Annotated in this window: 14 protein-coding genes; all 14 read right to left on the bottom strand. The window is 71.0% G+C overall.

Annotated features, from left to right (window positions below; translation table 11 throughout):
- Window positions 1-31: 31 nt before the first annotated feature.
- Entirely contained in the window at window positions 32-859 is an 828-nt protein-coding gene (locus tag H297_RS0119150; protein ID WP_027738376.1) for an N-acetylmuramoyl-L-alanine amidase, read from the bottom strand.
- Window positions 860-938: 79 nt separating this feature from the next.
- Window positions 939-2,963, bottom strand: a complete 2,025-nt coding sequence (locus H297_RS40335; RefSeq protein ID WP_051351989.1) for a right-handed parallel beta-helix repeat-containing protein — start codon at window positions 2,961-2,963, stop codon at window positions 939-941.
- Window positions 2,964-2,972: 9 nt separating this feature from the next.
- The gene (locus H297_RS0119160) at window positions 2,973-3,590 is read right to left on the bottom strand and encodes a hypothetical protein (protein WP_486589576.1); all 618 of its coding nucleotides are present in this window, start codon (window positions 3,588-3,590) and stop codon (window positions 2,973-2,975) included.
- A 13-nt stretch (window positions 3,591-3,603) separates the two neighbouring features.
- Complete coding sequence (locus tag H297_RS0119165) at window positions 3,604-4,530, bottom strand: hypothetical protein (protein WP_027738378.1); 927 nt, start codon at window positions 4,528-4,530, stop codon at window positions 3,604-3,606.
- 1 nt (window position 4,531) lies between these two features.
- Window positions 4,532-5,677, bottom strand: coding sequence for a hypothetical protein (locus tag H297_RS0119170; RefSeq protein ID WP_027738379.1), 1,146 nt, complete (start codon window positions 5,675-5,677; stop codon window positions 4,532-4,534).
- Window positions 5,677-6,567: a hypothetical protein gene (locus H297_RS0119175; RefSeq protein WP_027738380.1), complete on the bottom strand. Its 891-nt coding sequence runs from the start codon at window positions 6,565-6,567 to the stop codon at window positions 5,677-5,679. Before H297_RS0119175 ends, H297_RS0119170 begins: the two co-directional genes overlap by 1 nt.
- 4 nt (window positions 6,568-6,571) lie before the next feature.
- Entirely contained in the window at window positions 6,572-10,132 is a 3,561-nt protein-coding gene (locus tag H297_RS0119180) for a phage tail tape measure protein (protein WP_027738381.1), read from the bottom strand.
- 6 nt (window positions 10,133-10,138) lie between these two features.
- Window positions 10,139-10,567 (bottom strand): hypothetical protein, encoded by a 429-nt coding sequence (locus tag H297_RS0119185; protein WP_027738382.1) that lies wholly within the window; start codon window positions 10,565-10,567, stop codon window positions 10,139-10,141.
- A gap of 44 nt (window positions 10,568-10,611) precedes the next feature.
- Window positions 10,612-10,935 (bottom strand): hypothetical protein, encoded by a 324-nt coding sequence (locus tag H297_RS0119190; RefSeq protein WP_027738383.1) that lies wholly within the window; start codon window positions 10,933-10,935, stop codon window positions 10,612-10,614.
- 103 nt (window positions 10,936-11,038) lie between these two features.
- Window positions 11,039-11,710 carry a phage tail tube protein gene (locus H297_RS0119195; protein WP_027738384.1) on the bottom strand — a complete coding sequence of 224 codons (672 nt, stop codon included), beginning with the start codon at window positions 11,708-11,710 and terminating at the stop codon, window positions 11,039-11,041.
- Window positions 11,711-11,781: 71 nt separating this feature from the next.
- Window positions 11,782-12,183, bottom strand: coding sequence for a hypothetical protein (locus H297_RS0119200; RefSeq protein WP_027738385.1), 402 nt, complete (start codon window positions 12,181-12,183; stop codon window positions 11,782-11,784).
- Complete coding sequence (locus H297_RS0119205; protein WP_037794725.1) at window positions 12,183-12,461, bottom strand: hypothetical protein; 279 nt, start codon at window positions 12,459-12,461, stop codon at window positions 12,183-12,185. Before H297_RS0119205 ends, H297_RS0119200 begins: the two co-directional genes overlap by 1 nt.
- 2 nt (window positions 12,462-12,463) lie before the next feature.
- Complete coding sequence (locus H297_RS0119210) at window positions 12,464-12,817, bottom strand: hypothetical protein (protein ID WP_027738387.1); 354 nt, start codon at window positions 12,815-12,817, stop codon at window positions 12,464-12,466.
- Entirely contained in the window at window positions 12,814-13,257 is a 444-nt protein-coding gene (locus H297_RS37235) for a hypothetical protein (protein ID WP_037794726.1), read from the bottom strand. The genes H297_RS0119210 and H297_RS37235 overlap by 4 nt, the downstream gene beginning before the upstream one ends.
- Window positions 13,258-13,262: the final 5 nt, after the last annotated feature.

Genomic DNA, 13,262 nt, shown 5'->3' on the forward strand with positions numbered 1-13,262 from the left:
GTGTTGTGGGCGTGCGCCCGTGGATGACCGCCTACTTGGCGGGGATCTTGAGCTTCTGGCCGGGGGTGATCGCGGCGGGGTCCTTGAGCCCGTTGAGCTTGGCGATCTCGGCGTTCCGGGAGTCGGCGCCGAGCTTGGCTGCGGCGATCGACCACAGGGTGTCGCCCTTGCGCACGGTGTAGGTGCCGCCGGTGTTCCCGCCGCCGGTTCCGCCGGGCGACCAGGTCGCCGGGTGCTTGAGCCGCTCGGCGACGCGCTTGCGGATCGCGTCCATCGTGAGCGCGGTGCCGCCCTTCTTCCCGATCGGGCCGCGCGGGTCGATCTTGCCCGGCTGCCACTCCTTGTGGCCGATGACCGAGGTCGACCCGTCCTTGCCCCACCCGTGGCGGCGCAGGATGCCCGCCGTCGCCCGCACGATCGCCTCGACCTGCACCTCGGGCCACGGGTCCGAGTTGTTGCCGAGGTTCACGCACTCGAACCCGTAGAACCTCGAATTGCCGTCGGTGTTGGCTTCGTTGACCTTCGGCAGCGCGTTCTCGGCGATCACGGCGCGCAGCACGTCGTCGTCGCCCAACCCGGCATGATTCGCGCGCCCGTACCCGACGACGTGCACGACGCCCGCCTTGTCGATCACGCCGTGACACAGCGGGCCGGGCAGCGTCATGTACCCGTTGCGGCGGATGTTGATCGAGTTCTGCGTGCCCTCGGTGACCGTGTGATGCACCATCACGCCGTGCACCGGCCCCCACGAGCCGTGGCCGGCTCGGTTGTGGTGCTTGGCGTCGCCGACGACCTTGACGGTCACGCCCTCGTCGCGCATCGCGTCGAGGAACGCCTCGAACGACAGCGGTTTTGCCATGGTGAGCCCCTTTCCGGGCATGAAGAAACGCCCGGCGCGGTGCTGCGCGGGGCGTGCGGTGAGCGGGTACGGGCGGCGCCTACGGGGTGCCGGCGTCGTAGGGCGACAGGTTCTCGTTCGCGGCTGTCGAGGTGACGGTGCCTTGTCCGAGCCAGTCGTTACCCCAACGGCGGATGTTGGTTGGCGCGGCCGTGCACGTGTAGACCGAGGCGGCCTCGGTGCCGCTGCCCCACTTGCGGTAGGTGTTGTTCGTGATCGTGATCCGGTCCCCGCTCGTCGAGAGCCGGATGCCCTGCGCGGTGCTGTCACCGCGTCCGGCGCCCCGCAGGTAGTTGCCGGTCAGCTTGAGATCGGTGTTCGACCAGGCCCAGAATCCATGCGACTTGCAGTCGCTCGCGTTGTTGTCGGCGACGGTGAGCCGGGCGCCGCCGTTGCTCGTGAAGAACGAGCCGCCGCAGGTCGTGATGTGGTTGCCGGACAGCACGCCGTCGGCGCAGTTCTCGGTCGACAGCGCCGTTCCGCCGATGTCCGTGAACGTGTTCGCCGTCGCGGTGAACCGCTCGGTGTGCACGGCGCGAAGGCCGTTCTCCGAACCGCCCACGGTGGCGACGGTGTTGCCGGTGATCGTGACGTGCCGCCACTTCCCGGACGCCTCGCCTTCGACAAAGATCGCGTCGTTGAACGCGCCGATGTTGCGGAAGGTGTTGCCCGCGACCACGAGGCCCGAACCGGTCTGCGACGAGGCGCGGTCGACGCCGCCCATGTCCCGGCGGTCCGCGGTCTTCGAGCTGTCGAGGGTGCGGGCCCAGACTCCGGCGCCCATGTTCACGACCGTGTTGCCGGACACGATCGAGTCATCCCAGATGTACGGCTTCACGGCGTACTGCGCGCCGCCCTCGAAGGTGTTGTTCGCGACCTTGATGCGGCGGTGCCATACGCCCCACGCCGCCGAGTGCGAGCCGACCCCGGCCGGCCACGCCACGGTGCCCGCCGTGCCCGAGGCGCCGACGTAGCAGTCGCGCATGACGACGTCTTCGCACGGGGTGCCGTCGTACGGGCCGAACCCGCCGAACACCGACACACGAAACGCGCCGTCGATCTGCACCGCCTCGGAGAAGTCGCGGCCGCCGGTGTCGAGGTAGCCGCGGAACGCGCAGCCGATCACGCGCCCGGCCTTCGTGCTGTTGAGCTCGATCGCGTGGTACCCGCCCACGTCCCGGATCTCAAGATCGCGGATCGTGACGTTCCTGGCGTGCCCGATGCTGATGCACATGTCGGGGTCGGCCGGGTTGGCGGTGGCGCGCATGTCCCACACGCCGCCCTCGATGACGAGGTCGCCGTGCCCGGTGTATCCGCCGAACTGCTGTGTCGAGTCGCCGTTGAGCAGGAACGTGTTCGGGGCTCCCCGGCGGAACACGGCGCCCTGCATGAGGGTGAGCCGCGTACCGTGCCGGATGCGCAGCGGCAGCGTGGCGCACCGGTAGGTGCCGGGCGGCACCAGGACCCACCCGCCGCCCGCGTTGTACGCGGCGTCGAGCGCGGCCTGTACGGCGGGGGCGTCGTCGACGACGCCGTCGCCCTTGGCGCCGTACGCCTGCGGTGCGTACATGCCGGGGAGCGAGCCGCCGTCGCCCGTGATCGGCTTTCCGTTCACGGTGAGCGAGTCGACGGCGAGACTGTCGACGTGGCCGTCGCCGTCGACGGTGAACCCGTTCTTCACGGTGAGCCCGCCCGCGGCGGTGAGCGGACCGGCGACGGTCCCGCCGGCGGACCGTGAGAGCGCGCCGCGTGCCGCTTCGAGGGCCTCGACCGGCACCTCGCGGCCCGACTCGAACCAGCGGACCGGCCCCGAGAGCCCGTTGTACTCGTATTCGATCGCGGTGATATCCGCGGCCCGGAAGGTACGGATCGCACCGGGCGAGTCGCTGTCGGCCGAGTTGCTGCGCAGCTCGCCGATAGGCGTCGTTCCGTCGGCCTCGTACAGGGCCGTAACCGGCTGTCCGGTCCCGGCGACCCGCACGGTCACGGGGTAGTCGGGGATGACGTTTCCGGCGGCGTCGGTGAGCACGGCGGCGCCGTTCCCGCCGTAGGTGTAGAGCGGCATCGGTCCCTCTCAGTCCATCCAGTAATCGCCGGAAATGTCGACCCACGAGGTACCGGCCTCGCCCTGGTACCACCACAGGACGTCGCCGGGCTGTCCGTACGCCGACGCGGTGTTCCGCGCGAGGACTTCGAGGCGCCCCGCGGCATGCGTCGTCGCGCCGCCCATCGAGCACGTGCCCGCCCACGTCCGTAGCCCGGACGGAATGCAGTCCTCCGGGACGCTGCCGAGGTTCACGGCGTTCGGGTTGACGATCAGGGCGCCGTCGCTGCGGGTGATCCGCCCCTTGAGTGAGACCCGCACCTCGTCCCGGCGGCGGATGCCGAGCCCGACGTCGCCCACAGTGAACCCGCTCTTGAGCGTGACCGGCCGCCAGTCGGGCAACGGCTGCCACAGCGTGAGCCACGTGTTCGCCGTCGCCGACGACTTGAGCCATGTCGCCCCGTTGGCGGCGACTGCGAGGGTCTGCGCCGGGGCGTCCGACAGCCTGTTGTCGCGGTCGGCCTGGTCGACGACGAGGTGCAGCAGATGAGGGTCGACCGCCTCGGCGAGCTCGGCGATATCGGCCGGCACGGTTGGGCTGTCACCACCTGCGGGCACGGGGAGTTGGGCGTATCCGATGGTCGCCACGCGGGGCGCCTCCTTACACAGAGAACGTGATCGTGATCGTGCCGCCGGTGAACGCGGCATAGTCGGTACGGCCGTTGGCGTAGATCGCCAGTCCGCGCGCCGAGCCCGACGCGAGCGCGTTGCGCCACGACGCGGGGAGCGTTGCCGTGCCCTTCGCGCCGACGCTGAGCGAGAGCAGTTCCTCGGGGCCCGAGCCGAGGCTGAGCTGCCCGCCGGGCGCCGAGGTGTAGTCGTGCAGGTACAGGTGCATCGGCCGCTTCGCGTTCACGCCCGTGCCGCGGCGGCGGGTGAAGGCGACGGTCATCTTCGCGACGGTCTTGCCCGCGCACGCGGCCGCGATCTTCGAGCCGTAGAACCAGGCGCCGCGCCGGTTGCCGCCGCCGGTCCAATCGCCCTGTGTCGGTGTCGAGGCGTAGTCGTCGGGCCGGCCGCCTCGCCACGAGCCCGAGTCGTTCGGGGTGACCTTGACGGCCTTCGGCGCGTGCCCGGCCGGGTCGTCCGGCGGGGTGTCCGTAGGGCTGTCGACCTGCGCGTACAGCTCGACTTTCCCCTGCGCGGTCTTCCGCATGAACATCGCGTTCACGGACTGCCACCCGGACCCCGGCGGCGCCCCGGTGCCCCACGACACCGCGCGCACGACCTGCACATCGTGCGCGACGTCGTCGGCGATCTCGCGTATCCGGTCCTCGTCGACGTCCGTCGGGTCGTCGCCGAGCCGCCACATGACGACCGGCTGCGTCCCGGGCCGCATCGCGACCCAATCGCCCGCCTGCCGGTTGCGATAGGCGTCGGTGCACGGCACGTCGAGCAGCAGCGCGCCGCCGTAGTCGACGTTCACCGCGCCCGTGTCCGTGACGTCGACGACCTGCACCGTGACCGTCTTCGAGGCGGCCGCCGTGCTGCGCGCGAGATCCTTGCCGAGTTCCTCGCGAACACCCATGTCACAGCCTCCGTGCGGCAGTTCGTGTCTGGCAGCTCATCGAGGCGGCGCCGAGCTTCCGCGAGACCGAGTCGATGATGTGGCGCTGCCACACGCCGGGGTCGACCTCGACCTCGACGACGTCGCCCGGCTCGATCCCGGGATGGCTGTAAGCGTCGAACGAGAGCGAGCTCTGCACGCCGAGGCTGTCGGCGAGCTTCGCCTCGCCGACGGTCTGCGCCTGCGCCGCGCCGGTGATCAGCGCCGACGAGTACCGCTCGACGCGCAGCCGCACACCGTGCAGCCCGAGCCGCTGCGGCGCGAGAGGGTCGTTCACCGGGTCCGGCCCGGCGTACGTGAGCGAGTTCGGGTTGTCGTCCCACACCGCGACGGGGCCGACGGCCGGTTGCCCGTCGCCGGAATCCCCCGAGATCACCCAGCAGTTCACGAGCCCCTCGGCGGACTGCTCGCGCGCCGGGTACGCCCGGCCCTGCCCGTACGGCAGCCGCCAGACGACCGGGTCGTCGATCGTGGGGACCGGGGCGAACGTGATGACGCCGCAGGCGTCGGCGTACACCTCGGCGCCGAGGGCCGGCGCGATGCCGGTCGAGGTGCCCGAGCTGTCCGTGCCGCCGCTGATCGCCTGCCACCGGTCCTCGTCGACGAGGAACGCAGGCACTCGGGCATCGGCGTCGACCCGCGGCCGCCACGACACGGCAGTCTGCGGCAGCGCCTCGGCAACCAGGGTCGCCGCGATGGCGCGGGCGCTGTCGGACTCGACCGAGCGGGCGACCGGCAGCGATGCCCCGCGAACCACATCTTCGAGCCCGAGCAGACTCACCGACGCGGCGGTGCGCCCCTCGCGCACCTGGTCGACGACGTACCACCCCGCGGGCACCCAATACGTGTCGCTGCGCGGTGCGGCGATCCCTTCCCACAACCGCACGTGCGTCGCCGCGACGTTCACGCCGTCGCGGCCGGTCGGAACGCCGATCAGGTCGGCCGAGCCCGACCAGCGACATTCCGCGGTCCGGTCCGGCTTCACCTCGGCCGAGGCGACCTTGCACTGCTGCCACGTCTGCCCGCCGTCGTTGGACCACTCGGCCCGCGCGGTGCGACGTGTCGCCTTCGGCAGCGCGGCGAGCACCTGCGGCGGCAGCCGCATCATCAGGTGACCCCGTCGGTCGACAGCGCCGCGTACGACGGGTACGAGGCGGCGACGCTGTCGTACGTGTCGAACCGGTCCGCGACGGCGTCGTACGACCACCCGGGCATGCGCATCGGCTGCCGGTCGGTGTCGGGCCGCTCGATCGGCTCGATCGTCCACGCGAATTGGTAGCCCTCGGACGAGCCGAGCTTGCCGGTCGGCGTCGGCCCGGTGATATCGGCCGGCACATGGAAGGCGTCCGGCGACCGGTAACCGGGCCGTACCTGTGCGAGCAGCACACCCGAGCGCAGCAGCTCGCGCACCTGGTCGACACGCTCGGGTGGCACGTCGACCTTGACCTGTACGGTCTCGGCGCCGTGCTCGTCGAAGGCGACGACTCGGTACGGGCTGCCCTCGACGTCGAGGGCATCCTGCCTGCCCGCCGCAGTCGGCCCGGACCACTCGACGACCATGACGCGCAGGGACAGCCCCGGCTCGTCGAGGCTCTTGACCCACAGGTCGAGGTCGTCGCCTGCGGCCGGGGCCGGCACCGTGACCGACAGGCTCGACGAGGGCCCCTCGGTGCCGTCGTCGTAGATCGGCGTCGCGGTGTAGATCACGGCGACACCGAGCGGCGCCTCGTGGTCGTAGGCGGTGCCGATGCCCTCGACGGCCCACGCCGCGTCGCCCGAGCGGACCGGCACCGGCGCGGCCGCGCGCGGGTCCTGCCGCACGATCCGCACCTTCCGGATATCGGCGGCCTGCGGCGCGGCGGGGGCGGTCGTCGCGTTGTACGACAGCACCACCCCCGCCCACTGCGCGTCGACGAGCGCGGCGAGCCACCCGTCGGGCGAGGTCACCCGCTCCGGCGGCGTCACCTGCGGCGCCGTCGGGTCGACGATCATCGGCATCGGGTTACCTCCCCTTCACGCCCGCGCGGCTGCGCTGCCGGGCGGTGGTCAGTCCGGCGTCGACGCGGGTGTCGACGTAGGCGTCGAGCTGTGTGCCGTCGGCGAGGACGAGCGCGAGCTGCTGCCCGTCACGCAGACCGGCCGGGTCCGTCTGCTGCCCGGCGGCAACCGGGGTGACGGCTGCGGCCGTGCTGCGCAGTGCTGCGGCGTCGGGCTGCGAGAGCGTCGCCCGGATGCCGCCGACCCGCGCGGCGCCGATCTCGTCGGCGAGCCGGGTGAGCGCCTGCATGCCGCCGAGCGACGAGCGGCTGTCGAAGATGCGAGACCCGCCGCCGAACTGGAGTAGCTCAGGGCCCCGTTCACCGACCCACGCGACCTCGCCCGGCCGCGGCCGGCCGCCCGAGGCGTAGCCGCCCGGCCGGTTGTACGCCCGCGACAGCGAGCCGTATCTCGACATGGCGTAGCGCATGCTCGCGTAGATGTTGGCCAGCGGGTCCCAGATGCCGCGACCGCGCAGCCTGCCCGCGTACGCGGCGAACGTCGGCGGGATCACCTGCATGAGGCCCCGACTCGCCACCCCGTTACGGGCGTTGATGTCCCAATTGTTGATCGCCTTGGGGTTGCCGCCCGATTCCTGATTCATGCGGCGCAGCACGGTCGGCAGCAGACTCGCGGGCTGCCCGACCATCTTGAGCGCGGCGAGTACGACCGACGACCAGCGCTTGACGCCCGAGCCGCCGATGCTGCCCCCGCCGCCGAAGTCGAACGCCGACTTGGCCGCGTTGACGACCTTGTCCTTCAACCCCGTGAGCATCTTGAGCGGGATCTTCCCGGCGACCTGCGCCCACTTCGATTGGCCGATAGCCGCGATCTTCTTGCGGATAAAGCCTGTCGCCTTGTCCCACAGCTTCCCGGGGTTCGAGAGGAAGTCGACGCCGTCCATCACGACGCCGCCGACCTTCTTCGCCTTGTCGACGGTCCAGTCGACCGCCGACGAGCCCCACCCCTTGAGCGTGTCGACGACCCCGCCGCCCGCGAACCGCTGCACAGGCAACTCGCCTGTCTCGTTCATGTAGTTGAGCGCGCTGAACCCGATTTTCCGGGCGCTGCTGCGCTTCACGACGAACTCGTCGGCCATCATCAGGGCAGGGATCGAGTCCCTGCCCGGGGTACCGCCGCGGGTGCGGCCGCCGTCGGCGAGCAGCTTCGGCGCCTTCGGCAGCTTGCCGAGCCCGACGAATCCCGCAACTTTGTCCCAAACGGCTTTAATGCCCTTTGTGTAGACAAATTCGATGATGAAGTTCACGGGCTTCGCGGCGATCTTCGAGACCTGCGACCATGCCTTGCTGATCGCGTCTCGCGCGGTGCGGAACGCCCCGCCGAAGAGCGAGACGCCGCGCTTCCCGGCGTCGAACACCGGCTTGAGCGCCTTGTTCCACAGCCACGAACCGGCCGCGCCGATCCCGCGGAACGCCGGTTGAACGGCGTTGCGGTACAGCCACGTTGCGACCGAGCCGACCGCGCGAATCCCGGCCTTGATCAAGTTGAAATAGACCTTGACCCCGGCCCACCACCACGAGGCGACAGAAACGATTCCCCTGAATGCCGGTTGGATCGCGTTGCGGTACAGCCACATCGCGACCGCGCCGACCGCCTGCACGCCGGCCTTCGCGAGACCGAAGTACACCTTCACGCCGGCCCACCACCACGAGGCGAGCGCGACGATCCCGCGGAACGCCGGGCCGATCGCGTTGTTCCACAGCCACCCCGCGACGGCGCCGAGCGCCTTGAACGCGAGGACGATCGGCGTCACGACCGCGACGACGACGATCGCGAAGAGCACCTTCGCCGCCGTGCCGATGAACCCGAACACGGGCGACAGCACGGTCGACCACAGCCACGAGGCGGCCGAGCCGACCGCCTGTAGCCCGGCCCAAATCCCGTCGAGCGCGGGCTTCAGGAATCCGGTCCACGCCACCGTGGCGGCCGTTTGGATCGCCTGCCAGGCGCCTTGAACGATCGCCCGGAACGTCTCGCTCTTCTGGTAGGCGACGACCAGGGCGGCGCCGAGCGCGAGAATCCCGACGATGATCAACCCGACCGGGTTCGCGCTCATGACCGCGTTCAAGATGCCCTGCGCGACCGCCCACCCGCGCGTGACCGCGGTCGTCGCGAGGATGACGCCCCGGTACACCGAGAACGCGGCGGTCATGCCCCATGTGGCGATCGTTGACGCACCGGCCACGACCGCGATGCCGCCGATCGCGATGCCGACCGGCAGCAGCCATGCGCCGTAATCCTTGATCCACTGCGCCCCGCCGGCGAACGCCGAACCGGTGGCCTTGACCGCGGGCACGAGGACGTCGACGAGCTCGCCGCCGACCACCTTCGCGGGCGGCAGCACGTAGTCGTTGAGGAACCCGCCGAACGCCGACAGCGCCGGTAGCGCGTACTTGTCCGCGAAGTTGGCGAGCCCCTGCAACGCCTGCCGCTTGAACACCTCGATGTTCTGCGACGCCGTGTTGTGCAGGGTCTTGCCCATCTTGTCGGCAGCGCCGCCGACTTGGCCGAGCGCGGCCGTCGCCTTGCTCGGGTCCATCGAGAACAACGCGTCGCCGAGGTCTTCGGCCTGCGTCCCGAACAGCGCGACCGCAGCCTGCCCACGCTTCACGGGGTCCTCGATCCCGCGCAGCCGGTCGAGGGTGAGGTCGAGCGCGGACGACGCCGAGGTGCCGCCCTTGCCGATCCGCGCGGCCATGTCGGACGCCGACAGCCCGAGCATCTTGAACCCGTCGGCGGTCGTCGTGCTGCCGTCAACGGCCCTGATCGAGAACTCTTTCAGCGCGTCCGCGGCGACGTCCGAGTCGCGCGCGCCCTCCTTGATCGCCTGTGAGACGAGGCCGAGGGCCTGCGATCCGTCGAGCCCGAGCTTCTTGAACTGAACGCCGTACTCGTTGACGGTGTCGGCGAGGTCGCCGGCCTTGTCGGCGCCCGACTGGTAGCCCCGGGTCAGCAGATCGAACGCGCCCTTCGCGTCCTTCGCCATGCCCGTACGGATCATCTGGCCCGCAGCGCGCGCCGAGTCGCTGACGTCGACGCCGAACGTCTCGGACAGGTTGAGCGCGGCCTTCGACAGCCCGGCGAGATCCTTCTTCGGGGCGTTGACCGCGGCGACGCCGTTCTGCGCGAGCGCCCTCAACGCGTCGTTGACCTGGTCGACGCTCTCGCCGTAGCCCTTCGCGTAGACCGAGCCCGCGACCTTGCCGAGGCGGGCCGACTGCTGCTCGTTGAGACCGAGCTGCGCCGCGAGCTTCGCGTTCGACTTGTCGTTCTCGACGGCCTTCGAGAACCCGGCGGCGAACAGCGCACCGGCGCCCGCGGCGAGTCCCACGACGCCCGCTTTCAGGACCCCGCCCATGCCGCCGAGGAACCCCTGCCCCGACGACCGGCCCGCCGCCTGCCCCGCGCGGGCCGTCTGGCCTGCGAGCTGCTGATCGAGCAGCCGGCCGAACCCGCGCATCTCGGGAACGATGGACACGTACCCGACGCCGACCTCGACCGGCACGACGGATCACCCCTTTCCGGGGAGTACCTGCGAGGTGATGCGGTCGTACGCCGCTCGCGCCTTCGCTCTCTTCTCTTGTGCGGTGGCCTCGACCTCGTCGGGCAGCGGGTCGCCCGGCCGCCACCCGGGCTCGGGCATCGGGGCCGCCGGTTTCTTCGGGTCGCGGTGGGCGTTCGCGAACTGCGTGACGAGCAGCGCGAGCAGATCGACCGTGTCGGCCGCCGCGTAGTCGAGGTGCGCCCAGTGGTGCCCGGTGTGCGCGCGGCCGGTCGCCGAGTCGGGCGGCAGCGCCTCGACCAGGACCCGCAGCAGCCGCAGCGTGATCTCGCCGCGCCAGAAAGCGGCGAGGGGGCCGCCTGGTCCGTGGGCGTGCCCGTAGTACCTGATCAGGTCCGCCTCGACGGCCTCGGGGTGATCGCCGAGGACGTCGAGCACGGTGTAAGCGGTGTCGGCCGGCTCGTCGTCGGCCTCGTCTCCGCTTACCTCTTCGTAGGGCGGTGCTTGGTGAGCGTGTCCTGCATCTCAGAGCGGGCCGCGACGTAGACGAGGACGAGCCCGTTCGCGTCGCCGCCGGACTTCACGAACTCTGACCACTGGTCGCCGAGCAGGATGCGGGCGCGCATCTCGTCTCCGTCCGCGGCGTCGATCTCCTTCGCGAGCGAGTCGGCGGTGAACAGCGGGTGCGGGAACGTGTACGTCTTGCCGTCGTCGGTCTCGACCTCGACGCTCTCGCCGCCGACCGCCTCGGCGTAACTCGCCTTGACGGCCGACAGCTTGTACCGGGCCTTGCCGGGCTTCGACATGATCGTGCCTTTCTCGGGTGAGCAGCGGGTGAGCAGTCGAGGGCGAGGGGCGGTCGGGGCTCACCCAGAACCGCCGCCCCCCGCCCGATCAGGGGGCGGGGGTTCAGCCCTCGGCTGGCGGCGGCGTCGTCGGAGCGAGCGCGCGCCACCCGGGCCCGTCGACCCAGTTGCGGCACGAGGTGTTCAGCACAGAGTCGCGGAAGGCGTTGAAGGTGACCGGCCTCTGCGTTTCCGTCGAGCGGGCCCACTGCTCGTCGTCTCGCGAGGTGAGCCGGGCGCGCGGGAAGAACTTGACGACGTAGATCTCTTCACCGGCGTCGCTGTAGTCGAGGCCGATGAACAGCAGGCGCCGGTAAGGGTTCTTCGGCGTCGCGGCCCGGTCCCACTGCCACGCGGTCCCGACGGCGGGCAGTGCGCCCGGACCCGACAGCGGCAGCCCTTCGAACATGGCGACCGTCGCCTGATTCGTTTCCTGCGGCGCGAACTGCGCGCTCAGCACGTCCGACTCGACGTCGGACCGTGTCGGCTCGACCGACTGCGACGAGGTGACGTCGGCCATCGAGAGATCACCGGTGTACGTGATGCCGTCATCGGTGGTGTAACCGACCGGCACGTACTCATCGGGGATCGCGGCGAGCGCGCCGTCGGTGCCGACCGGCGACTCGATCACGGGAGCGGTGTAGTCCGCGGCGAACACCGCCTGCATGAGCTGCTTGCGGATGTACTCGTTGTGAAGCCCCGCTTCGAGCGGCGACACCGGGGTCGGTGTGGACATGAGTCCTCCATGAAGAAACCCCGGCCGTGACCCGGTCCGGGGGGATGGGTCAGGGGAGGGTGAGCCCCGATTCAGGCGAGGCGCTTGCCCCGCAGCGCGATCTCGACGGCGAGGGCGACCCGGTCCTGCCCCGACGTCGCGTCGGGCATGGTGTTCGGGCCGCCGACCTCGGCGACGTCGTACGCGGCGGCGCCGCGCCATCCGGGGATCGCGAGCAGCAACGCCCGCACGAGCTGCGCGAGGTCGTGCGCGTCTTCCTCGCTCGCGCCCCAACAGTGGACGTCCAACCGCGGCCGGTCGGTGACGAGGTCGAGCCGCGGGCCGCCGATCCGCTCGACCCGGACGAACCGCGCCGGTCGCGGCGACGGCACCCGAGTGCCGACCGGCACCTGCACCTTGCGGGCGACGAGCTGCTCGCGCAGATACGTGCAGACGAGCGCCGCAGCGTCCGGGAAGACGATCGGCGCCGCCATCACTCGGCGCCCCGAGCAGCGTCGAGCGCGCGCAGCAGCGCCCGCCGCGATACTTCCGGGTACGGGGTCGAGTAGTCGCCGATCACGGCGCCGCGGGCCCGCTTGTCGCCGGTCTCGACGTCCGTACGGAACTGTCCGCCCCACCCGTCCGACTTCGCGGCCGCCGACGCGGCCGACTCGGCGGCGCGGGTCTTCCGCTCGATCAGTGCGTGCGTCGCGGGCGCCTTGAGGAACCCGGCGATGTTCCGCCGGTTCGGCCGGAACGACTGCCGTGCCATGGTCACCCCTCCACTACTCGCAGCCTGATCTCGTAGTGATGCAGCTCGGTCGGGGCGTATGCCGGGCCTGCCGGTCCGATCACTTCGAACACGGCGCCCTGCCAGTGCACGCGGTCCTCGCCGTGCACCGTGAGCGGGTTGCCGTCGACGTCGACGGGGTTGCAGAGCATGAGCCATTCGCCGATCTGCGCGTTCCGCTGGTCGGTTTCCTCGGCCCCGGTGTTCTGCTGCAACCACGCCCGTACCGGCGCGCGGGTCGAGGCCGACCAGTCGTCGACCTCGTTGCCGTACCGGTCGGTCCGCCGGCCCGGGTGCTCGACCTGGACGACGTGCAGCAGCAGATCGGCCCCGATCACAGCCGCCCCCGTGTCCAGCCGAGCGGCTGCCAGTCGCAAGGATCGGGCCGCCACCCGGGCAGCCCCTCGTCGCGGCCGCCGAGGGTGTATGCGGCGTCGGCGTCCGGGTCGGTGTTGTCCTCGGGCTGCAACATGTCGATCTCGTCCTCGGTGAGGTAGAGACCGCCGTTCTCGCCGAGCGTCTCGGAATACTGGCCGATCGTCCGCTGCCGGTAGCCGCCCGGGTTCGCCATGACCCGGCGGACCACGGCGACCGCGATCGCCCTCGTGGTCGCCGGGTCCGGCGTGAACCCGGCCGGGATGTGCCGCCGCATGAGCGCCGACGCGTCGTCGAGGTACGCCTCGACCTGCGAGCGCTGCGGCTCGACGAGCGTGACGCCGGCGCGGGCCTCGTAGTCCTCGACCGTTGCGAACGGCGGCGCGGGCGTCGGCGTGCTCATGGCTG

This window comes from Streptomyces sp. CNT360 (genome assembly GCF_000424785.1).